Below are 20,956 nucleotides of genomic sequence, written 5' to 3' on the forward strand. Positions count from 1 at the left end.
TTGGAAAGCGTGATCGAGGAGATTTATCGAACCCAATCGCGCCGGGTGCTGGCGACGCTGATCCGCCTGCTCGGGGATTTCGACCGGGCTGAGGAAGCGCTGCACGACGCCTTCGCCGCGGCCGCGCGGACATGGCCGGCCGACGGCATTCCCGGCAACCCCTTCGCCTGGCTTGTTTCGACGGGACGTTTCAAGGCGATCGACACGATCCGGCGCCGGGCGCGCTTCGATGCGTCGCAGCATCACATCGAGGACAGCCTCTACACGCCTGAGGCAACTTACATCGGCGACATGGAACCGATCGAGGACGACCTGCTGCGGCTGATCTTCACCTGCTGCCATCCCGCTATCCCCTCCGACGCGCAGACGGCGATGGCGCTTCGGGAAATTTGCGGGCTGACCACCGAAGAGATCGCCCATGCCTTCCTTACTCCCGCACCGACAGTTGCCCAGCGGATCGTGCGCGCCAAGAACACGATCCGGGCGGCGAAGATCCCTTACGAGGTGCCGGGCCACGAGGCGCTGCCGCAGCGGCTCGACCAGGTTCTGCACGTCATCTACCTGGTCTTCAACGAAGGTTATTCCGCCTCTTCTGGCGAAGACGTGGTCCGTGCCGATCTGACCGCAGAGGCGATCCGTCTGGCGCGGCTGCTTCTGACGCTGCTGCCGCATCCCGACGTCTCCGGCCTGCTGGCGCTGATGCTGCTGCAGGATTCCCGCCGCACCGCCCGCAGCAGCGAGCGGGGGGCGCTGGTGCTGCTTGCCGATCAGGACCGCTCGCTCTGGGATCATGCGAAGATTGCGGAAGGTCTGGCGCTGCTTGCCGAAGCAATGAGAACGGGAGAGGTCGGCAGCTATACGCTGCAGGCGGCGATCGCCGCCGAGCACGCCAGGGCGCCTGCTGCCGATGAGACCGACTGGCAGCGGATCGCCTTCTATTACGATCTGCTTCTGACGGCCCAGCCCTCGCCGATCGTCGAGCTCAACCGCGCCGTGGCGATCGCGATGGCGGAAGGGCCAGCGAAGGGGCTGAAGCTGGTCGATGCCATTCTGGAACGCCAGGAGCTACAGACCTATCATCTCGCCCATTCGGCGCGCGCCGATTTCCTGCGGCGCCTCGGCCGGAGGCAGGAGGCGATCGCGGCCTATAAAACGGCGCTGTCGCTTTGCCGGCAGGAGCCGGAGCAGGCATTTCTCAGAAAACGGATTTCAGATCTTGCCACGACGCCCGAGCGGCAGTGAGATCGCCGTTCCCGTCAGCGCCGAGACGATGATCAGCAGATGGGCGTTGACGCTCGCCTGGGCCAACGCGGCCAGGGCCAGCCGCTCACTCGAAGCCCCAAGAGCAATGGCGCCGGCGGTGATGCCGGCCGGATAGGTGCCGACGCCACCCGGCGCGTGGACCGGCAGCACGGAGGAGAGTTCACCGCCGAGCGCACCGCCGAAGCTTGCCGCCATCGGCAGCACGCCCATCAGGCCGAGCGCCCAGGCAAGCACCATCACCTTCACCAGCCAGTTGACGATGGTCATCGCCCAGGCGCGTGTAAAAGCGATGGCATCGACCGGCAAACCGTTTTCGATCTCGGCGACGAATTTCTGCGCCTTTTCCGGCAGCAGCCTGGCGGCGAGGCGCAGCAGCGGCTTGCGGGCGGCAAAGGCTGCGACCGGCAGCAGCAGAAAGCCGGTCCACAGCGACCAGGCAACGATCGGATCGGCAGAGGCGACGGCAAAACCGATGCCGGCGGCGGCGACAAGCGCGTGCAGGTCGAGCAGCCGCATGACGAACAGCGCCGAGGTTCCGCGTGTCAGCGGAATACCGAACTCCGAGCGCATCAGCAGCGGAAAGCTGGTCTCGCCGGTGCGAAAGGGCAGCATGATGTTCAACAGGTTGTGGATCTGCGTGACGCGGAAGAGGACTGCGAACCGGCCGGCCGTCTCCTTCGGAAAATAATCATAGATGCGCCAGGTGCGCAGGAAATAGGTGCTCGTCAGGAGCACCAGCGCACCGATCACCGGGCCGGCGCCGACATTGGCCCACTGCCTGATAATGACAGGCCAACCCCAGAACCATTGGATAAAGAGCGCATAGGCTGCGACGATGACGACCGTCAGCACCGTCATGCGATTGCGCATAAACCAGGATTGCCGGCTTTCAACGATCGAACTCTTCATGTAGTAGGCATTCCTCGCTTGGCGTCGGCATTGGCCCCGTTCGCCAGGCCTTTTAGGAGAAATGACGGTTGCGCACAACGGCGGAGTTGATGGGCAGTGGCGGCAAACTCCGCTTCACCGCCGACGATCCGAGCGCTGACCGGTAAATCACATGCCTTGCCGGCTTGACGTGGAGATCGATGTTGGAGCGGATTACCAAAAGCATTACGAGCGCAAGCCTTTTTCTGGCAGTCTATTTCCTGCTCAATATCGCGCTGCGCATCGCCTTGCCTCATACGCTCGATCTCGACGAGGCGGAGCAATCTTTCTATTCACAATACCTGCTTGCCGGCTATGGCCCGCAGCCGCCGTTCTACAACTGGATTCAATATGCCATCGTTTCGGTGACCGGCATATCGATGTGGGTGCTCTCGGTCCCTAAGAATATCATTCTCTTCGGCTGCTATCTCTTCTACGGGCTTGCTGCCCGCGAGGTGCTGAAGAACCGTTCGCTGGCAGCCGTGGCCATGCTGAGCCTGATTACGCTGCCGCAGGTGGGTCTGATGGCGCAGCGCGAATTGACCCATACCGTCGCCCTGCTATTTGCGACCTCGCTGTTCCTCTTCGGTTTTTTCCGGACGCTGCGCCGGCCGACGCTTGCAAGCTTCCTCGTCATCGGCATCGCCACCGGCATCGGGCTGATCTCGAAATACAATTTCGCCATCCTGCCGGCTGCAGCACTCCTCGCCGTGCTGCCGGACCGGGAATGGCGCAGCCGTCTGATCGACTGGCGTTTGCTGCCGGCAATCGTCATCGCCATTCTGATCGTGCTGCCGCATGCGCTCTGGCTGCCTGACAATCTCCTCAGCGCCTCTGCGCCGACATTGGAGCGGATGACCGCCGAAGACTTGGCCCCCGCCGGCATGCCCCGCATCGGACAAGGACTATTATCTCTCCTCATCGCCGTGCTCGGCTTCGTCGCCTTGCCGATCGTTCTCGTCGCAGCCGCCTTCCGGCGGGATTTCTTTGGCGCACTCTCCTCGTCCAGCCCGATGATCCGGCTGATCGACCGGCTGATGATCATCAGTCTGGTCGCTTTCGTCGGCGTGGTGCTCTTTGCCGGTGCAAGCGATATCCACGAGCGCTGGCTCGATCCCTGCCTGCTCGTCCTGCCGCTCTATCTGTTCCTGAAACTGGAAACCGCAGGTGTCGATCTTTCCGCCGGCCTTGCGCGCTTCCGGCCCGTGGTGCCGGTCTTCATGGTCGTCATCCTGTCGATCCTTCTCTTCCGGATCATCGGCATTCAATATATCGGCACCTATACGAGAACGAACGTACCCTTTGCGGGCTACGTCGCTGAACTGACCGCGACCCGCAAGCCGGTTCTCATCGTCGCTGGAACCAAATTCGTGGCCGGCAATCTGAAGCTGGCGCTTCCCGATGTGCCCGTGGTGATACCGTTCTTCCCGGGATCCGGGGTTCCCGAATATGCGACTGCGAAGGGACCGGTTCTGGTTATCTGGCGCGGCGAGACCGCAGACGACCCGACGATCTCCCCCGGCTTCGCCAACGATCTCTCGAGATCAGGCATTCATCTGCAGGAGTTGAACACGCTGACGCTGCCCTATCTCTTCGGTGACGGCAAACGCAGCTTCTCCATTGGGTATTCCTGGGTTGAGGGCGGCGCGAAATAGCGTTGCGGCAGGTCAAGCGATTGCGGGGAAACCGGCATTGCCCGCTGGCAACCAGCGGACAGTTCATGTACTAGCCTTCCGCAAGCGCGACGGCAGCCGTAAGATTGCTCAACCGTCCGGCCTTTTGGAGATGAACGTTGCAGACAACCGTAGAGCCCATTCGCGGTACGAATGATCCGGTACAATCGCTAGAGCTGTCGCTGGTCGTGCCGATTTTCAACGAAGAGGATAGCGTCGGTCCACTCGTCGAGCGTGTCGTGGCTGCGATGGCAGCCTATCCCGATCGCTGGGAGCTGATCCTCGTCGACGACGGCAGCACGGATGCGACGCTCGTCAACGCCCGCAAGTTCGTCGGACGCGACGGGCTGGTGCTCAGGATCGTCGAGCTGCAGCGCAACTTCGGCCAGACCGCTGCCATGCAGGCCGGTATCGACACCGCCCAGGGCCGGCTGATCGCAACGATGGACGGTGACCTGCAGAACGATCCGAAGGACATTCCTGCGATGGTCGCCGAACTGGAACGGCGCGAACTCGATCTCCTTGTGGGATGGCGCAAGAACCGCAAGGACGGTCTGTTCCTGCGCAAGATCCCCTCCTGGTGCGCCAACTACCTGATCGGTCGGATCACCGGCGTCAAGCTGCACGATTACGGCTGCAGCCTGAAGATCTACCGTGCCTCGATCATCAAGCAGGTGAAGCTGATGGGCGAAATGCACCGCTTCATCCCGGCCTGGGTGGCCGGTGTCGTCCCGAGCTCGCGCATCGGCGAGATGGCCGTCACCCACCACGCCCGCGAACACGGCGTTTCGAAATACGGTATTTCGCGCACCTTCCGCGTAATCCTCGACCTGCTGTCGGTGATGTTCTTCATGCGCTACAAGGCCCGGCCCGGGCATTTCTTCGGCTCGCTGGGTCTCGGCCTCGGCGCGGTCGCGATGCTGATCCTCATCTATCTCGGCTTCGACAAGTTCATCATGGGCAATGATATCGGCACGCGCCCGATGCTGATGGTCGGCGTCGTGCTGCTGCTGTCGTCGGTGCAGATGATCACGACCGGCATCCTGGCGGAGATGATCGCGCGCACCTATTACCGCGACGACGCCTCTCCAAATTATATCGTGCGGCAGATCTTCGACGATCGAAGCCAAGCCTAAGCCGGCAGCACGATGCTGGAGCGCGCGACGAGGACGATCAAAACCGCGGGCCTGCTGCTTGCGGCCTATTTCGTGCTCAACGTCGTGCTGCGCATCGCGCTTCCGCATTCGCTGGAGCTCGACGAGGCAGAGCAATCCTTCTTCTCGCAATATCTGCTGGCGGGCTACGGCCCGCAGCCACCCTTCTACAACTGGATGCAATATGCCGTCGTTTCGGTGACGGGCATGTCGATCGGAGCACTGATCGTGCCGAAGAACATCCTGCTGTTCCTGTGCTACCTTTTCTACGGCCTTGCCGGGCGCGAAGCCTTGAAGGACCAGGCGCTTGCCGCCGTCGGCATGCTGGCGCTGATCACCCTGCCCCAGGTCTCCTATATGGCCCAGCAGGATCTGACCCACACGACGGCGCTGCTCTTTGCCAGCGCATTGTTTCTCTACGGCTTCTTCCGCACGCTCGACCGTCCCGATATCGGCAGCTATCTCCTGCTCGGGCTTGCCACAGGCATCGGGCTGATCTCGAAATATAACTTCGCGCTGATGCCGGCCGCTGCCTTGACCGCCATCCTGCCGGATGCCGAATGGCGGCGCAGGGCACTCGACTGGCGCATGCTGGCGGCGATCGCCGTCGCGCTCGTCATCGTCCTGCCGCACGCGATCTGGCTGCGGGGCAATCTCGCATTCGCGTCCTCCGATACTCTGGTGAAGATGGCCGCCGGCAACGAACCGGCCGGCATCGCGCGAGCCGGCAAAGGCTTCATCGCCTTTGTCGTCGCCATCATCGCCTTTGCGGCCCTGCCGGTCGCCATCTTCGCCGCCGCCTTCCGCCGGGATTTTGTCCGTGCCCTTTCGGCCGGCAACCGCTGGACCGGGATGATGGAGCGGATGATGCTCGCAAGCCTTGCCGGCATCGTTCTTATCGTGCTCTTCACCGGCTCCACCACCGTGCGCGAGCGCTGGCTCGACCCGTTCCTGCTGGTGCTGCCGATCTATTTCCTGGCGAAAATGCAGGCGGCCGGCATCGACCTTTCTGCCGGCTTGCGCCGCCTCCGGCCGGTGCTGCTGGTGCTGATGGCCTGCGTGCTGATCGCACTCGGCTTGCGTGTCGTCGGCGCCGGCCTGATCGGCGTCTACGCCAGGCCGAACGTGCCGATGGCCGCGCTTTCCCGCGAGATGACGCGACAAGCGGAACCGGCGCTAGTGATCGCCTCGGATACCTATATCGGCGGCAACATGCGGCTGCAATTTCCCGATGTGCCGGTGGTCATCCCGGATTTCCCGGCACCGGGCATATCAGCCTATGCCGAGGCGAAGGGACCGGTGCTCATCGTCTGGCGCGGCAAAAAGACGGCGACGGCCGCCGATGCAGTGATGCCGGAACGGTTTTCGTCGGCACTGGCAACGGCTGATATCGCACCGCAGGAGATCGGCTCGCTGTCGCTTCCCTATTATTTCGGCCGCCAGGGCGACAATTTCGCGCTCGGTTACGCCTGGGTTCAGCCGAGGGCCAATAGATGAGCGAAACCGACAGTCGCGACATCCGCTGGATTTTCGTCCTGCTGGCCGCCTATTTCGTGCTTCAGATCGGCGTGCGGCTGGCGACCTCGCATTCGCTCGATCTCGACGAAGCCGAACAAGCCTTCCGCTCGCAATGGCTTGCCGCCGGCTATGGCCCTCAGCCGCCCTTCTACAACTGGCTGCAATACACCGTCTTCCAATTTACAGGCGTCTCGCTTGCCGCACTTTCGGTGGTGAAAAACCTTCTGCTGTTCATGTCCTACCTGCTCTATGGCCTGACCGCGCGTCTTCTGCTGCGCGACAAGGCGCTGGTGGCGATATCAACACTGGGGCTGCTCACGATCCCGCAGATGGCTTTCGAGATGCAGCGCGACCTCACGCATACGGTCGCGGTATTCTTCTCGGCCAGCATCTTCTTCTACGGATTCATCCGCAGCCTGAAACAGCCAAGCCTTGCCTCCTATCTGATCGCCGGCATCGGCATCGGTTTCGGCCTGCTGGCCAAATATAATTTCGCGATCCTGCCGGCGGCAGCGCTGATTGCGGCGCTGGCGGATGCGCGCCTGCGGCCGCGGATCTTCGACCGGCGGCTGATGCTGACGGCGGTGGTGGCGCTGATCATCGTCCTGCCGCATCTTTTCTGGCTGAAGGACAATCTCGATTTTGCCACCGCCCGCACGCTGGAGAAGATGACTGCGAGCGGCCATGCGAGCTATCTCATGCAGGTGACCATGGGGGTCAGCTCGCTTGCTCTCGCCATCATCAGCTTTGCCGGATTGACGGTGGCGGTCTTCGCCGTCGTCTTCGGCAAGGGCCTTCGTTCGGCGTTCACTGCCGGCTCGCAATGGACACGGCTCATCGAGCGGATGATGCTCGTCTTCCTCATCGGCATTCTGTTTCTGATCGTCTTCGGCGGCGCGGCCGGCATCAAGGACCGCTGGCTGGTGCCGATGCTCTTCATCCTGCCGCTCTATTTCTGCCTGAAGATCGAAGCCGCCGGCGTTGCGACAGGCCGGGCGTCCCGGCGTTTCGCGGTCGCCGTCGCCATCCTCATGATCGGCGTGCCGGCCGCCCTTTACGGCAGCGTCGCGGCGGCACGCTTCACCGGTCACTACGAACGATTGAACAGGCCCTATGCCACGATGCTGGAAAACCTGCGCAAACAGGCCGAGCCGACGGCGATCCTTGCCGGCGACAGCCTGCTTGCCGGCAATCTCAGACAGGATATTCCCGGCGTGCCGGTCCTCTCCGTCGATTATCCCGGCTTCCATCCGGATCTTGCCGGCCGGCGACCGCTTCTCCTCGTCTGGCTGATACCGCCGAAGGGCGGCAGCGAAGCACTCCCGCCGGCCATGGCGCAATGGCTCCAAGCCAATCTCGGCGCCTCCGCGCCTGAGGCCTCGGTGATCGACGTGCCCTATTTCTACAGGCGCGGCGACGACAGCTACCGTTTCGGCTATGCCTGGATCAAGCAGCCGGGCTGAACGAAATCAGGATTTCAACTCCTTCCAGGCCAAGTCCAGCGCCAGCCTGGTAATCCTTGCCATCTCGTCCACCTCCGCATGGCTGATGACAAGCGGTGGCGAGGCCAGCATGCGGTCGCCGGTGGCGCGCAGCACGAGGCCGTTCGCCAGCGCGTGGTTGCGCACCAGCGCACCGACCTGATCGGGCTTTTCGTAACGGCTGCGCGTGCTCTTGTCGGCGGCAAGCTGCAGGGCACCCATCAGGCCGATGCCGACGGCCTCGCCGATCAGATCATGCTCGGCAAGGGCCGTCCAGGCCTTGCCGAAATAAGGCCCGATATCGTCGCGCACCCGTTCGACCAATTTCTCCTCCTCGATGATGCGCAGATTTTCAAGGGCGGCGGCGGCGCAGACCGGGTGGCCGGAGTAGGTGAAGCCGTGATTGAACTCGCCGACCTCGTTGATCAGCACATCGGCGATGCGGTCGCTGACCAGCACGCCGCCGATCGGCAGGTAGCCGGAGGACAGTCCCTTGGCAATCGGCACCAGATCGGGCTCGACGCCGAAATGCTGATAACCGAACCAGGCGCCCAGCCGGCCGAAACCGCAGATCACCTCGTCGGTCACCAGCAGGATATTGCGCGCCTTGCAGATGCGGTTGATCTCCGGCCAGTAGGTCTCGGGCGGGATGATGACGCCGGCAGCCCCCTGCACCGGTTCGGCGACGAAGGCGGCGACATTTTCCTCGCCGAGCTCGTCGATCTTCGCTTCGAGTTCGCGGGCGACCTTGAGGCCGAATTCATCAGGCGAGAGATCGCCGCCCTCGCCGTACCAATAGGGCTGGCCGATATGGACGATGCCGGGGATCGGCAGGTCGCCCTGCTCGTGCATATATTTCATGCCGCCGAGGCTGGCGCCGGCGACGGTTGAACCGTGATAGCCGTTCTTCCTTGCTATAACGATTTTCTTCGACGGCTTGCCGACGGCGCTCCAGTATACGCGGGCCATGCGGAACCAGGTGTCGTTCGCCTCCGAGCCGGAGCCGGTGAAGAAGATGTGATTGAAACGTTCTCCGGCGTGGGAGGTGACCTTCTGGGCAAGCAGTGTCGCCGGCGCCGAACTCGTGCCGAAGAAGGTGTTGTAATAGGGCAGCTCGTTCATCTGCCTTGCGACTGCGTCGGTGATCTCGCGGCGGCCATAGCCGATATTGACGCACCAGAGGCCGGCGAAGCCGTCGAGATATTTCCTGCCGTGATTGTCGAAGATATGAACACCCTCACCGCGCTGGATGATGCGCGTGCCTTCGGCATTCAGCTTCTTCATGTCGGCGAAGGGGTGCAGGTGATGCGCGGCGTCGATCGCTGCAAGGTTCGAGGGTGGGTAGGTATCGGGCATAAGGTGAAGACCCTCGCGGATTGAAAGGCTGTTATCGATGGGATAGGAGCTTGGCCTTGTCCCGGAGGATTTTCAAGGTCATGGCGAGCGACAGGGTGGACGGCAAGGCCGAGGGCGGCGATCCTCGTTTCGAGATCTTGATCGTCGGCATGAACGGCGATCTGCGCGGCAAGCAGCTTCCATCAGGCGCCGAAGACAAGATCTGGGCCGGCGACATCCGCCTGCCGACCTCGACGCAATCGCTCGACATCTGGGGCGACGACAATGACGACATTACAGGCCTGTCGCTGACGATCGGCGACCCGGACGGCAAGCTCGTCCCCGACCGGCGCAGCCTCGCGCCGATGCCCTGGGCGCCTGAGGGCTCGATGCAGGTGCTTGCCACCATGCATGAATTCGACGGCAGCCCGAGCTTCATGGATCCGCGCGCCATCCTCGCCTCGGTGCTCGATCGCTATCGTGCACGCGGCCTGACACCGGTGATGGCGACCGAGCTGGAATTCTACGTGATGTCAGGGGACTGGCGCGAGGCCGGCCGCCCCTCCCCGCCCGAAAGCCTCACCTATCGCGGCGAACCGAACGGTTTCCAGCTTTACGACATGAGCGCCGTCGATGCACTCGACACCTATCTCGGGACGCTGAGGGCCTATGCGAAGGCGCAGGGGCTGCCGGCGGATGCGACGACGGCGGAATTCGGCCCTGGTCAGCTCGAGGTCAACCTGCTGCATCGCCCCGATGCGCTGGCGGCCGCCGACGACTGCCTCTACCTCAAGCGCATCGCCGAGCAGGCGGCGCGTCGCCACGGGCTGAAATCGACCTGCATGGCCAAGCCCTATTCCGACCATGCCGGTTCCGGCCTGCATGTGCATGCGAGCATCATCGACGCACAAGGCCGCAACATTCTCGATGCCAAGGGCGGCGAGCCGAAGCGGCTGAAATCGGTCACGGCAGGCCTGCTTGACACGATGCGCGCGGCGCAGCTGATCTTCGCCCCTTTCGCCAACTCCTATCGCCGCTTCCAGCCGGGCTCGTTTGCACCTGTCGATCTGACCTGGGGCAGCGGCCATCGCGGCACGGCGATCCGCATACCCGACAAGGACGGGCCGGCCGCCCGCATCGAGCACCGCGTCGCCGGCGCCGATGCCAACCCCTACCTGCTGCTTGCGGCGATCCTCGGCGGCATGCTCCTCGGCCTCGACGGCGAACTCGACCCAGGAGAGGAAACGACGCCGTCGCACACACCGGCGAATACCGCGCGACTGACGCATGATTTCCTGAGCGCCGCCGAGACCTTCCGCGCCTCACCCTTCATCGCCGATATCTTCGGCGCACGTTATCAGGCGCTCTATGGCGACACCAAGCGCAAGGAGGCGCTGGCGCATCTGCGCACAGTCTCGGATTTCGATTACCGCACCTATCTGCCGCGGCTCTGAAATTCGGCAGAAGACCTACACAGCCGGCTCGCGCCGCTCGGCCGCATCCACCTGCGCGGCGAGACCCTGCTTGACGAGAACCTTCAATTCGCCCGGATGCAGCCGGATCGAGACGTCGCGTTCGAGCGGCAGCAACTCGCCGTCCATGACACAATTGGCCTTGGAGCGCAGTTTGGGGAAATGCAGTTGCACCTCGGCCGGATGCATCACCATGACGTCGGCATTCTCGCGGACCTTGCCGCGCAGCATGTCGATGGCGAGACGAGCGACGCCGACGGGTTTCAGCGGATTTGCCGTATAGAAGCCGAGTTCGCCGCTTCTCAGATTATCGGCATAAAGCAGCGCATTCTCACCGAAGGGATTGTTGGAGACGGAGATTGCCGACACCCTCCGGCGCTCGCGCATGCCGGCCGCCTCGAACTCGACTTCGAATTCCGGCGGGTTGAAGATAACGCCCAAGGCCGCCTTTGTGCTCGCCCGGATCTTACCCAGCCGCGAACGATAGCTGTAGGCGTTGCGGTAGCGCACCATGCGGGCGTGCAGGCCGGCGGAAAACTGGTGGATGAAGGGCCGGCCGTTGGCGCTGGCGATATCGACATTGTCGATCTCGCCGGAGGCAAGCACATCCAGCGCCTGCCAGATATCGAGCGGTACACGCAGCGAGCGGGCAAACAGATTCATGGTGCCGGCCGGCACGACGCCGAGCGCAATGCCGTTCTTCCAGGCGATCGAGGCCGCCGCCGAAATCGTGCCGTCGCCGCCGCCCGCGACGATGCCGTCGATATCGTCGCGCTTGGCCGCCCGCTCCATGGCGGGAATGATCTCCTTTCCGGAGAAGACGATGGCGTCGAAATCATGCCCGGCGTCGCGAAAAGCCGCCTCCGCCCTCTTTTCATAGGCCAGCATGTCGGTGGTCTTGAAGGTACCGCCGTCGCGATTGAAAAAGCCTACCAGCTTCATGAGCGATCCCGTCTCTGGCGCGGAAACAATCCTGCCTTGCCCATCAGATGGTTGCGGGATCGGCGATTTCAAGCGCCAGCGCCTTTCCCGAGAGACGACAGAAATGCAAAAATTGCAACGGACATATGCACATAGCAGGACGCTGCACTGCAAAAAATGCACTCGACGCCGGCCGGGTCGTCACGGATAGATGGAAGGATCGGAGACAGGTCTCCACCTCCCGCCATTTTGAACGATCGGCCACGGTCGCGCCTGCGCCAGTGCCATCGCCCATCAGAAAACCGCATCCAGGAGCTCTCGTGAGTGAGATCACCGTCAATGATTCCATCGATAGCCAGGATGAAGGGCTGCCCTCGGCAACGACGGTAGCGCTGGTCCAACTGGCGCTCGCCTGCGGCGGCTTCGGCATCGGCACCGGTGAATTCGCGATCATGGGCCTATTGCCCAATGTCGCCAAGACCTTCTCGGTGACGACGCCGCAAGCCGGATACGTCATCAGCGCCTATGCGCTCGGCGTCGTCATCGGCGCGCCCGTCATCGCCGTGCTCGCCGCGAAGATGGCGCGCCGTACACTTCTTTTGATATTGATGCTGATTTTTGCCGCCGGCAATATCTTCAGCGCCATGGCGCCGACCTTCGAAACCTTCACTTTGCTGCGCTTCGTCAGCGGCCTGCCGCATGGCGCCTATTTCGGCGTCGCGGCCCTTGTTGCCGCCTCGATGGTGCCGGTGCACCGCCGCGCGCGCGCCGTCGGCCGCGTCATGCTCGGCCTCACCGTCGCAACACTTCTCGGCACGCCATTGACGACGTTCTTCGGCCAGTCGCTCGACTGGCAGATCGCATTTTTCTCGGTTGGCGTGCTCGGCCTGCTGACGGTAGCACTGATCTGGTTCTACGTGCCCAAGGACAGGGTTTCCGAGGAGGCAAGCTTCCTGCGCGAACTCGGCGCTTTCCGCCGGCCGCAGGTGTGGCTGACGCTCGGCATCGCCGCCGTCGGTTACGGTGGGATGTTCGCGATGTTCAGCTATATCGCCTCAACGACAACAGAGGTGGCGATGTTGCCGGAAACAGCCGTTCCGATCATGCTGGTGCTCTTCGGCGTCGGCATGAATGCCGGCAATTTCATCGGTTCGTGGCTCGCCGACAAATCGCTGCTCGGCACGATCGGCGGCTCGCTCGTCTATAATATCGTCGTGCTGACCACCTTCTCGCTGACCGCCGCCAATCCCTATATGCTCGGCCTCTCGGTTTTCCTCGTCGGCTGCGGTTTTGCCGCCGGCCCGGCGCTGCAGACCCGGCTGATGGATGTCGCCGCCGATGCGCAGACGCTTGCCGCCGCCTCCAACCATTCCGCCTTCAACATCGCCAATGCGATCGGCGCCTGGCTCGGCGGCCTGGTCATCGCCGGGGGCTACGGTTTTGCGGCAACCGGTTATGTCGGCGCAGCACTGTCTTTCCTCGGCCTCTTCGTGTTTGCCGCTTCAGCACGGCTGGAGCGTCGCAGCCGGAGCACGCAGGCCGCGTAGAGCATCTCCGCCCGCAATGCGTGGAGGTGCGACATTCTGGCGTTAAGCATTTACCCCGCTTGACTTTTTTCGCGTTCGGGACCACCTAGCATCTCACGTGGATGGCACTTGTCTTCCGCGGATTTTAACGGAGCCATCTTAACGATGCCAAGCGACAGTAGCAGTCGATTGCCCCTGCCGTACGCGGCCCTCGTGCGCTGACCGACTCCTGTCGGCTCGCCCGGTCGGGACGCTACGGCGGATCGACGGAAAGGCGAGCCTCAAATGAATATCAATCGCTTCCCTCTTCGGGCAGGCCATGCCGCCCGTGCCTTCATCAACAACAGCCGCGGCGCGACGATCGCCGAACATGTCGAGTCGTTGAACGCGCTGACCGCCCAGGACGCCGGGCGCGTGCTGACCGGCATGCCGCTCGACTATGCCGTCAACATTCTCGACCGGCCGGAGCTTCGCAACGCTGCACAGATCCTGGCGCTGATCGGCGCCGAGGACGCTGCACGGCTGCTGCACGGCATGTCCAACGACCGTGTCGCCGACGTGCTGCTCGAACTCGACGGCGAGACCCGCGCCCGGCTGTTTGCCAGCCTCGACGAGCCGGTGCGCATTGCGATCCAGCATCTGATGGGCTACCCGCCGCGCACGGCCGGCGGCATCATGACGACGGAATTCGTCAGCGTGCCCGTGAACTGGACCGTCGCCCAGACACTTGATCATGTGCGCCAGGTCGAACGCTCGCGCGAGACCGTCTACGCCATCTATGTGCTCGACGAGATCAGCCACGCGCTCATGCATGTGGTGACGCTGCGCCGCCTGATCACCGGCGAGCCGGATGCTTCCATCCTCTCGGTGGCGCAGAAGGGCACACCGGTTTCGGCCGATCCGCTGATGAAGCAGGAGGATGTCGCCCGGCTGATCCGCAAACACGACCTGCTCGCCTTGCCGGTCACCGACGAACACGGGCAAGTGCTCGGCATCGTCACTGTCGACGACGTGATCGACACGATGATCTCCGATACGACGGAAGCGGCCCAGAGGTTCGGCGGCATGGAGGCGCTCGGCCAGCCCTATATGAAGATCGGCTTCGCCGGCATGATCCGCAAGCGCGCCGGCTGGCTCGCCGCCCTGTTCCTCGGCGAGATGCTGACGGCAAGCGCCATGCAGCATTTCGAAGGCGAGCTGGAAAAGGCCGTCGTGCTGACGCTGTTCATCCCGCTGATCATGAGCTCGGGCGGCAATTCCGGTTCGCAGGCGACCTCGCTGATCATTCGGGCCTTAGCGCTTGGCGAGTTGAAGCTTTCGGACTGGTGGAAGGTGCTGCTGCGCGAACTTCCCACAGGCATCGTGCTCGGCGCAATCCTCGGCTTCGTTGGCTTTATCCGCATCGTCTTCTGGCAGTCGGCCGGCCTCTACGACTACGGCCCGCACTGGCAGATGGTCGCCATCACGGTGTTTGCCGCCCTGATCGGGATCGTCACCTTCGGCTCGATCTGCGGCTCGATGCTGCCCTTCCTGCTGCAGAAGCTCCGGCTCGATCCGGCCAGCGCCTCGGCGCCCTTCGTTGCCACGCTGGTCGACGTCACCGGGCTCGTCATCTACTTCTCGGTGGCGCTGCTCATCCTCAGCGGGACGCTGCTGTAGCACCCGCAAATGGCAACAAGCCCGAGGGGATTTATTTTCCCTCGGGCAATTTCAACGGCCCATGTGTCTTGATGCTGCGGATGGCGAAGTTGGAGCGGATGTCGCTGACATTCGGCAGGGTCAACAGCGTTTCCGTCAGAAGCCGTTCGTAGGCGGCGAGATCCTCGACCACCACTTCGGCGAGGAAATCGGCGGTGCCCGAAATCAGGAAGCATGAGACGATCTCGGGGATGGCGAGCAGCGCCCTCTGCTGCGCGTCGGAATTCTCGCGGCTGTGATGAACGACTTTCAATTCGACGAAGACGGTCAGGCCGAGCCCGACCTCCTTGCGGTCGATATCGGCCGTGTAGCCGCGGATGATGCCGGAGCGTTCGAGATTGCGGATGCGGCGCAGGCAGGGCGACGGCGAAAGGTTCACCTTCTCGGCGATTTCGACATTGGTGGCCCGCGCATCCTCCTGCAGGCACTTCAGGATGGCAATATCGAACTTATCGAGATTTGGCATTTTCGCGATCCTCGCTGGCGTCGATTGGCAGAAGATTGCGCGTAGCATGATTTTTGAGCCAGAGATAGCAAGGACATGCCCTGCCCTGTGCGGCTAATCTTTTCCTCGACCGGAAAGGCTCCGGACGAAGGGAAGGACAGGACGATGACCACCATTGCATTGACGAACGACAAGTCGCCTTCACAGGCACTGGGTTATGCCGGCGGCACTGTTACCGTACTGATCTGGGCGACATGGTTTCTCGTCACCCGCCACAGCGCCGCAACGCCGCTCGGCTCGATCGACATCGGACTGATCCGCTTCGGCATTCCGGCGCTGGTGCTTTCGCCGGTCTGGCTGAAGACCGGGCTGTTGCCGAAGTCCCTGCCGCTGCATCTGCTGGCGATCATGGTGTCCGGCTCGGGCGCCGTTTTCTTCCTGCTCACCACGCTGGCAATCCATTCCACGCCGGCCGCCTCCTCAGGCATCCTGCTCGGCGGCTCGATGCCGCTTGCGGCGGCGCTGATCGGCATCGTGCTGTTTGGCGAAAGACCCGATAGCACCCGCATCTTCGGGCTGGTCGCAATCGTCACCGGCGTGCTGATCCTGCTCACGCACAGCCTTGCAGACGCCTCGCTGCCATGGACGAGCTTCGTGCTGCTGCCGGCCGGCGCCGTTTTGTGGGCGAGCTATACGCATGCCTTCCGCCGCTCGGGCCTGACGGCCGTGCAGGCAAGCGCGCTGATCGCCGTCTGGTCCTTCCTGATCATGGGCGCGCTTGCCCTCATCTTCGGCATCTCGCTGCCGCAGGCACCGCTTCCGGAAATCGGCCTGCAGGTGTTGAGCCAGGGCATTCTTTCCGGCCTCGTCGCAATGGTCGCCTACGGCACCGCCGTCAGAACACTCGGCGGAACGCAGGCCGCCGCCTTCACGGCGCTGACGCCGGTGCTGGCAACGCTGGGCGGCGGCTTCCTGCTTGGCGAACCGATCGGCCTGACGGAAATCAGCGCCGCGGTGATCACCGGCATCGGCGTTGCACTTTCCACGGGGATCGCCGCCCAGCGCAGCTGACCGCCAGCCAGGCCCAACAAAGTCGAAAGCCGCCGACAGCCATCGCTGCGGCGGCTTTTTCAATGAAGGTGATTTGGACCGCTCACGCCTGGATGACGACGACCCTGGCGCCGACTTCGACGCGGCTATAGAGATCGATCACGTCGTGGTTCATCATGCGGATACAGCCGCTTGACATGGCGAGACCGATCGATTGCGGCTGGTTGGTGCCGTGAATGCGAAAATGCGTGTCGCCGCCACCGCGATAGAGATACATCGCCCGTGCGCCGAGCGGGTTGTTCGGGCCGCCCGGCATGCCGCCGGCGAGCTTGCGGTAGCGCTCTTCGCGGCGCTGCATGTTTTCGGTGGGCGTCCAGCTCGGCCATTCGGCCTTGCGGCCGACATAGGCGTCGCCGGCAAATGCCAGCCCCTCGCGACCGACGCCGACGCCGTAGCGCACCGCCCTGCCATCGCCGAGCACGTAGTAGGCGCGGCGTGCAGGTGTGTCGACGATCACGGTGCCGGCCGCATGGGTGGTTTCATAGGCCACTTCCTGGCGGCGGAGTTCCGGCTTAATCTTGTCGATCGGCACCTGCCTCAACGGGAATTTTTCATCCGGGAGTGCGGCGTAATTCGTCTGGCTGTTCAGGCCGGTCGAAGAGCAGCCGGCGACAAAAAGCGGCAGAGCGATCAGGAAGCCCCGGCGGGAGATCGTCATAAAATGTGTCCTTAGTGCGTCAACAAGATGTCGCAAGCTAAGAAGATTATGGTTAACGAACGGCTAACGACCGCCCACCGCAAGTAATCACGAAGGCGTCAGCACGTAAAAATTGTCGGCGGCGTGGATAATCCGCCTCACATATTCGGATAGACCGGCCCCTCGCCGCCCTGCGGCGGTACCCAGTTGATGTTCTGGTTGGGATCCTTGATGTCGCAGGTCTTGCAGTGCACGCAGTTCTGGGCGTTGATGACGAAGGTCTCCTGCCCGTCCTTCTCCACCCATTCATAGACCCCAGCCGGACAGTAACGCGTCGACGGGCCGGCGTAGATGTCGTGCTCCGAACGTTTCTGCAGGCCGATGTCCTTGACCTGAAGATGCACCGGCTGGTCTTCCTCGTGATTGGTGTTCGACAAGAACACCGAGGACAGGCGGTCGAAGGTCAGGACGCCATCCGGTTTCGGATAGGCAATCGGCTTGTGGTTTGCTGCCGGCTCGAGCGACTGCGCATCGGTCTTGCCATGCTTCAGCGTGCCGAAGAACGAGAAGCCGAACAAGGTGTTGGTCCACATGTCGAGACCGCCGAGAGCCACGCCGAGCGCCGTGCCGAACTTCGACCACAGCGGCTTGACGTTGCGCACCCGCTTGAGATCCTTGCCGATGTCGCCCTTGCGCCATTCGGTTTCGATCTCGGTGACCTCGTCATGGCTGCGGCCGGCTGTAATTGCGGCGGCGATCTTTTCGGCCGCCAGCATGCCCGACAGCACCGCATTGTGACTGCCCTTGATGCGGGGAACGTTGACCAGACCGGCCGAACAGCCGATCAGCGCCCCGCCCGGGAAGGAGAGCTTCGGCACCGACTGGTAACCGCCCTCGGTGATCGCACGCGCGCCATAGGACAGCCGCTTGCCACCCTCGAAGGTGCCGCGGATCGCCGGATGGGTCTTGAAGCGCTGGAATTCCTCGAAGGGATAGAGATAGGGGTTCTTGTAGTTCAGGTGGACGACGAAGCCGACGGCGACCAGATTGTCTTCGAGATGATAGAGGAAGGAGCCGCCGCCGGTCTTCATTCCGAGCGGCCAGCCGAAGGAGTGCTGCACCAGGCCGAGACGGTGGTTCTCAGGCTTGACCTGCCAGAGCTCCTTGATGCCGATGCCGAACTTTTGCGGTTCGCGATCTTTCTGCAGATCGAACTTGGCGATCAGTTGTTTGGCGAGCGAGCCGCGCACGCCCTCGCCGATCAGCACATATTTGCCGAGCAGTTCCATGCCGCGGGTATAGTTCGGGCCAAGCTCGCCGTTCTTCTCGATGCCCATGTCGCCGGTGGCGACGCCGATGACGGCGCCCTCGTCATTGTAGAGCACTTCGGTTGCGGCAAAGCCCGGATAGATCTCGACGCCGAGTTCTTCGGCTTTCGCCGCCAGCCACCGACAGACGAGCCCGAGCGAGACGATGTAGTTGCCGTGATTGTTCATCAGCGGCGGCATCAAAAAATTCGGCAGGCGGATCGAGCCGGCAGGGCCGAGCAGCAGGAAGTGGTCGGCATTGACCTCGGTCTTGAAGGGATGGTCGCTTTCGCTGCGCCAGCCGGGCAGCAGTCTATCGATGCCGATCGGATCGACGACGGCGCCTGAGAGAATATGAGCGCCGACTTCCGAGCCCTTCTCCAGCACCACGACCGAAAGCTCCGGATTGACCTGCTTCAGCCGGATCGCCGCGGAAAGACCGGCCGGACCGGCGCCGACGATCACCACGTCGAATTCCATGCTCTCGCGTTCGGGCAGCTCAGTCGTCTCGGTCATTCACTCGTCTCCGCTTGGCGGCACGCGGCCGTCATCCCGTCATAGGCACTTTCTTGTCAAAACGAGAAAGCATTGTCGAGCCGGGATACGACAGCCAATCTTCAATTCGCACAATGATATGCCCTGGGCGCCAGAATTATATGTCGTTTACGTCAACGTCAATTATCAAACGGCGCCGAAGCGACCACCTGCCCTTCCCTTTTCCGCCGCATGCGCCTTATACATCGCTCAAAGATATCGGAGGGAACGATCATGGATCTCGGCATCGAAGGCAAACGGGCGCTCGTCCTCGCCTCCTCGCGTGGGCTCGGCCTTGGCATCGCCACAGCACTGGCGCGCGAAGGCGCAAATGTGCTGCTCTGCGGGCGCAGCGGCGAGCAGCTGGAGGCCAATTGCAAGGCAATCAATGCCGAAGGCAAAGGCCGGGCCGACTGGATCTGGGCCGATCTCGGCGATGAACGCTTCGTCGAGACGACGACGGCGGCGGTGAACGAGAAATTCGGCGGGCTCGATATCCTCGTCAACAACACCGGCGGGCCGAAGCCCGGCACGACCGAGGACATGACCGGTGAAAAGCTCGAGACCTATTTTATCTCCATGGTCGCCCGCGTCATCACGCTGACCAATGCGCTGCTGCCCGGCATGAAGGTGCAAGGATGGGGCCGTATCCTGACGGTCGCCTCCTCGGGGGTGATCGAACCGATCGCCAATCTGGCGCTGTCGAATACGCTGCGCCCGGCACTTGCCGGCTGGAGCAAAACGCTTGCCTCCGAAGTCGGCGGCTTCGGCATTACCACCAACCTGCTTCTGCCGGGCAGCATCCTGACCGCAAGACTCGACGATCTCGACGGGGCGGCGGCAAAGCGGACGGGCAAGAGCCTCGAAGATATCCGCACCGACAAGGAAGCGCGCATTCCGGTCGGCCGCTATGGCAGGGTGGAGGAATTTGCCGCAACGGCTGCCTTCCTTTGCAGCCAGCCGGCAAGCTACATCACCGGCTCGCTGATCCGCTGCGACGGCGGTGCGGCCCGATCGGTCTGACGGCTTCGCCTCAGCCGGCGTGTACGGCCCCAGCCCATGTCGCGGCACTTCGGATCATCTGTTCGACATAGGCGGGGTCGTCGGCAAATTCGGCGAGCTCGGAAAGACGATGGAAGCCCGTCAGGATCGCAATGCGCCGCCGGTCGAGCCGGCGTCCGGTCAACATTTCATAGGCCGATACGATCCGGGCGGTGAGATCGGGCGAGATGAAGTTCGAGTAGATGAACTCTTGGTGCAACGGACCGAAGCCCGAATCGGCGAAATCATAGATGCCGTTGAGCCTCCCTTGCGCATGGTCGAAAGCCATGTTCCAGCCATGGCCGTCGAAGAAGCCGTAGATGTTGCCGTGAGGATCCGGCGGCAAGGTTTCGAAATCGGCAAGAATGGCCTGCGCAAAGCTCCTGATGTCGGGCGGCAGAAGCGGTAAGGCCTTGGTTCGCACCACCTCCGGCGATTGCCATGGCTGGATCGGCCCGGCGCCGGCCGACCGCATGCGATCGGCATCGAGCACGTGCAGCTCGGCGTAAAAACGAGCAAGATCATCGGCGAGACGTCGACGATAATTCTCGCCAAGCGCATCGTAATCCTCGGCAATGAGATGTTCCCCCTCGAGCTTGGCATGGCTGGAGAAGATCGGCGGCCCGTCGTGAATGCGCATGTCTGGAACCGCCATCGACAGCGACGGCCTGATGATGTCGAGCAAGGCGGCTTCCTTGACAAGCGCTCTTTCCGCGCCTGAATGGCGAGGAAATTTAAAGATCAACGTGTCATCGACGTCGACGGCAAGCGAGTCCCAACCCTTCGCCGCCAGCTTGAACACGGAGGCCGTGAGTTCGGGAAACACGCTTATGATGAGAGAGCGAAATTCGCTGGCGTTCAACTCGGTCATGACGACCTGCCTTCTCTGGTTTTTCCGTATTCTTCCCGTGCCA

General features: G+C 62.8%; 17 protein-coding genes. 10 read left to right on the top strand and 7 right to left on the bottom strand.

Features of this window, described 5'->3' with window-relative positions; translation table 11 throughout:
- Complete coding sequence (locus GR197_RS13725) at positions 1-1,242, top strand: RNA polymerase sigma factor (protein WP_164010310.1); 1,242 nt, start codon at positions 1-3, stop codon at positions 1,240-1,242.
- On the opposite strand, the gene GR197_RS13730 is transcribed toward GR197_RS13725, so the two are convergent.
- Entirely contained in the window at positions 1,210-2,172 is a 963-nt protein-coding gene (locus GR197_RS13730) for a lysylphosphatidylglycerol synthase domain-containing protein (protein ID WP_164010312.1), read from the bottom strand. The genes GR197_RS13725 and GR197_RS13730 overlap by 33 nt on opposite strands.
- Positions 2,173-2,351: 179 nt before the next feature.
- On the opposite strand from GR197_RS13730, the gene GR197_RS13735 reads away from it, so the two are divergent.
- The 4 genes from GR197_RS13735 to GR197_RS13750 all read left to right on the top strand — a co-directional run bounded on the left by GR197_RS13735 (position 2,352) and on the right by GR197_RS13750 (position 7,998).
- Positions 2,352-3,845 carry an ArnT family glycosyltransferase gene (locus GR197_RS13735; RefSeq protein ID WP_164010314.1) on the top strand — a complete coding sequence of 498 codons (1,494 nt, stop codon included), beginning with the start codon at positions 2,352-2,354 and terminating at the stop codon, positions 3,843-3,845.
- Between the two features lie 137 nt (positions 3,846-3,982).
- Positions 3,983-4,999: a glycosyltransferase family 2 protein gene (locus tag GR197_RS13740; protein WP_164010316.1), complete on the top strand. Its 1,017-nt coding sequence runs from the start codon at positions 3,983-3,985 to the stop codon at positions 4,997-4,999.
- 12 nt (positions 5,000-5,011) lie between these two features.
- Positions 5,012-6,514: a glycosyltransferase family 39 protein gene (locus GR197_RS13745; protein WP_164010318.1), complete on the top strand. Its 1,503-nt coding sequence runs from the start codon at positions 5,012-5,014 to the stop codon at positions 6,512-6,514.
- Positions 6,511-7,998, top strand: coding sequence for an ArnT family glycosyltransferase (locus GR197_RS13750; RefSeq protein ID WP_164010319.1), 1,488 nt, complete (start codon positions 6,511-6,513; stop codon positions 7,996-7,998). Before GR197_RS13745 ends, GR197_RS13750 begins: the two co-directional genes overlap by 4 nt.
- A gap of 6 nt (positions 7,999-8,004) precedes the next feature.
- Here GR197_RS13750 and GR197_RS13755 read toward each other — a convergent pair whose 3' ends face one another.
- A complete protein-coding gene (locus GR197_RS13755) occupies positions 8,005-9,372 on the bottom strand; it encodes an aspartate aminotransferase family protein (protein ID WP_164010320.1) in 1,368 nt (455 codons plus the stop codon).
- Between the two features lie 80 nt (positions 9,373-9,452).
- Here GR197_RS13755 and GR197_RS13760 point away from each other — a divergent pair, with 80 nt between their 5' ends.
- Positions 9,453-10,805: a glutamine synthetase family protein gene (locus GR197_RS13760; RefSeq protein ID WP_164010856.1), complete on the top strand. Its 1,353-nt coding sequence runs from the start codon at positions 9,453-9,455 to the stop codon at positions 10,803-10,805.
- Between the two features lie 15 nt (positions 10,806-10,820).
- Here GR197_RS13760 and GR197_RS13765 read toward each other — a convergent pair whose 3' ends face one another.
- Positions 10,821-11,765: a diacylglycerol/lipid kinase family protein gene (locus GR197_RS13765; RefSeq protein ID WP_164010321.1), complete on the bottom strand. Its 945-nt coding sequence runs from the start codon at positions 11,763-11,765 to the stop codon at positions 10,821-10,823.
- A 299-nt stretch (positions 11,766-12,064) separates the two neighbouring features.
- Here GR197_RS13765 and GR197_RS13770 point away from each other — a divergent pair, with 299 nt between their 5' ends.
- Together GR197_RS13770 and mgtE are read left to right on the top strand one after the other, a co-directional pair.
- Positions 12,065-13,291: an MFS transporter gene (locus tag GR197_RS13770; protein ID WP_164010322.1), complete on the top strand. Its 1,227-nt coding sequence runs from the start codon at positions 12,065-12,067 to the stop codon at positions 13,289-13,291.
- Between the two features lie 264 nt (positions 13,292-13,555).
- A complete protein-coding gene (gene mgtE, locus GR197_RS13775; RefSeq protein ID WP_164010323.1) occupies positions 13,556-14,929 on the top strand; it encodes a magnesium transporter in 1,374 nt (457 codons plus the stop codon).
- Between the two features lie 31 nt (positions 14,930-14,960).
- Here the strand turns inward: mgtE and GR197_RS13780 are convergent, their stop codons facing one another.
- On the bottom strand, positions 14,961-15,482 hold the full coding sequence (locus tag GR197_RS13780; protein ID WP_204330203.1) for an Lrp/AsnC family transcriptional regulator: 522 nt from the start codon (positions 15,480-15,482) through the stop codon (positions 14,961-14,963).
- Between the two features lie 96 nt (positions 15,483-15,578).
- Between GR197_RS13780 and GR197_RS13785 the strand changes: the two genes are divergently transcribed.
- Positions 15,579-16,484 carry a DMT family transporter gene (locus GR197_RS13785; protein WP_164010325.1) on the top strand — a complete coding sequence of 302 codons (906 nt, stop codon included), beginning with the start codon at positions 15,579-15,581 and terminating at the stop codon, positions 16,482-16,484.
- Between the two features lie 82 nt (positions 16,485-16,566).
- On the opposite strand, the gene GR197_RS13790 is transcribed toward GR197_RS13785, so the two are convergent.
- Together GR197_RS13790 and GR197_RS13795 are read right to left on the bottom strand one after the other, a co-directional pair.
- Entirely contained in the window at positions 16,567-17,181 is a 615-nt protein-coding gene (locus GR197_RS13790) for a L,D-transpeptidase (RefSeq protein ID WP_164010327.1), read from the bottom strand.
- Positions 17,182-17,318: 137 nt separating this feature from the next.
- Positions 17,319-18,983 (bottom strand): electron transfer flavoprotein-ubiquinone oxidoreductase, encoded by a 1,665-nt coding sequence (locus GR197_RS13795; RefSeq protein WP_164010329.1) that lies wholly within the window; start codon positions 18,981-18,983, stop codon positions 17,319-17,321.
- A 252-nt stretch (positions 18,984-19,235) separates the two neighbouring features.
- Between GR197_RS13795 and GR197_RS13800 the strand changes: the two genes are divergently transcribed.
- The gene (locus GR197_RS13800; RefSeq protein WP_164010332.1) at positions 19,236-20,024 is read left to right on the top strand and encodes an SDR family oxidoreductase; all 789 of its coding nucleotides are present in this window, start codon (positions 19,236-19,238) and stop codon (positions 20,022-20,024) included.
- Between the two features lie 10 nt (positions 20,025-20,034).
- Here GR197_RS13800 and GR197_RS13805 read toward each other — a convergent pair whose 3' ends face one another.
- Complete coding sequence (locus GR197_RS13805; protein ID WP_164010334.1) at positions 20,035-20,913, bottom strand: phosphotransferase family protein; 879 nt, start codon at positions 20,911-20,913, stop codon at positions 20,035-20,037.
- Between the last annotated feature and the right edge of the window lie 43 nt (positions 20,914-20,956).

This window comes from Rhizobium phaseoli (assembly GCF_010668805.1).
Taxonomy (GTDB): Bacteria; Pseudomonadota; Alphaproteobacteria; order Rhizobiales; family Rhizobiaceae; genus Rhizobium; species Rhizobium phaseoli_A.

Excerpts from the sequence above, each read along its gene's own strand:
- mgtE (WP_164010323.1), top strand. The coding sequence starts at position 13,556 with ATGAATATCAATCGCTTCCCTCTTCGGGCAGGCCATGCCGCCCGTGCC.
- GR197_RS13745 (WP_164010318.1), top strand. The coding sequence starts at position 5,012 with ATGCTGGAGCGCGCGACGAGGACGATCAAAACCGCGGGCCTGCTGCTT.
- GR197_RS13790 (WP_164010327.1), bottom strand. The coding sequence starts at position 17,181 with ATGACGATCTCCCGCCGGGGCTTCCTGATCGCTCTGCCGCTTTTTGTC.
- GR197_RS13735 (WP_164010314.1), top strand. The coding sequence starts at position 2,352 with ATGTTGGAGCGGATTACCAAAAGCATTACGAGCGCAAGCCTTTTTCTG.
- GR197_RS13765 (WP_164010321.1), bottom strand. The coding sequence starts at position 11,765 with ATGAAGCTGGTAGGCTTTTTCAATCGCGACGGCGGTACCTTCAAGACC.
- GR197_RS13800 (WP_164010332.1), top strand. The coding sequence starts at position 19,236 with ATGGATCTCGGCATCGAAGGCAAACGGGCGCTCGTCCTCGCCTCCTCG.
- GR197_RS13795 (WP_164010329.1), bottom strand. The coding sequence starts at position 18,983 with ATGACCGAGACGACTGAGCTGCCCGAACGCGAGAGCATGGAATTCGAC.
- GR197_RS13785 (WP_164010325.1), top strand. The coding sequence starts at position 15,579 with ATGACCACCATTGCATTGACGAACGACAAGTCGCCTTCACAGGCACTG.
- GR197_RS13750 (WP_164010319.1), top strand. The coding sequence starts at position 6,511 with ATGAGCGAAACCGACAGTCGCGACATCCGCTGGATTTTCGTCCTGCTG.
- GR197_RS13755 (WP_164010320.1), bottom strand. The coding sequence starts at position 9,372 with ATGCCCGATACCTACCCACCCTCGAACCTTGCAGCGATCGACGCCGCG.
- GR197_RS13805 (WP_164010334.1), bottom strand. The coding sequence starts at position 20,913 with ATGACCGAGTTGAACGCCAGCGAATTTCGCTCTCTCATCATAAGCGTG.
- GR197_RS13730 (WP_164010312.1), bottom strand. The coding sequence starts at position 2,172 with ATGAAGAGTTCGATCGTTGAAAGCCGGCAATCCTGGTTTATGCGCAAT.
- GR197_RS13760 (WP_164010856.1), top strand. The coding sequence starts at position 9,453 with ATGGCGAGCGACAGGGTGGACGGCAAGGCCGAGGGCGGCGATCCTCGT.
- GR197_RS13780 (WP_204330203.1), bottom strand. The coding sequence starts at position 15,482 with ATGCTACGCGCAATCTTCTGCCAATCGACGCCAGCGAGGATCGCGAAA.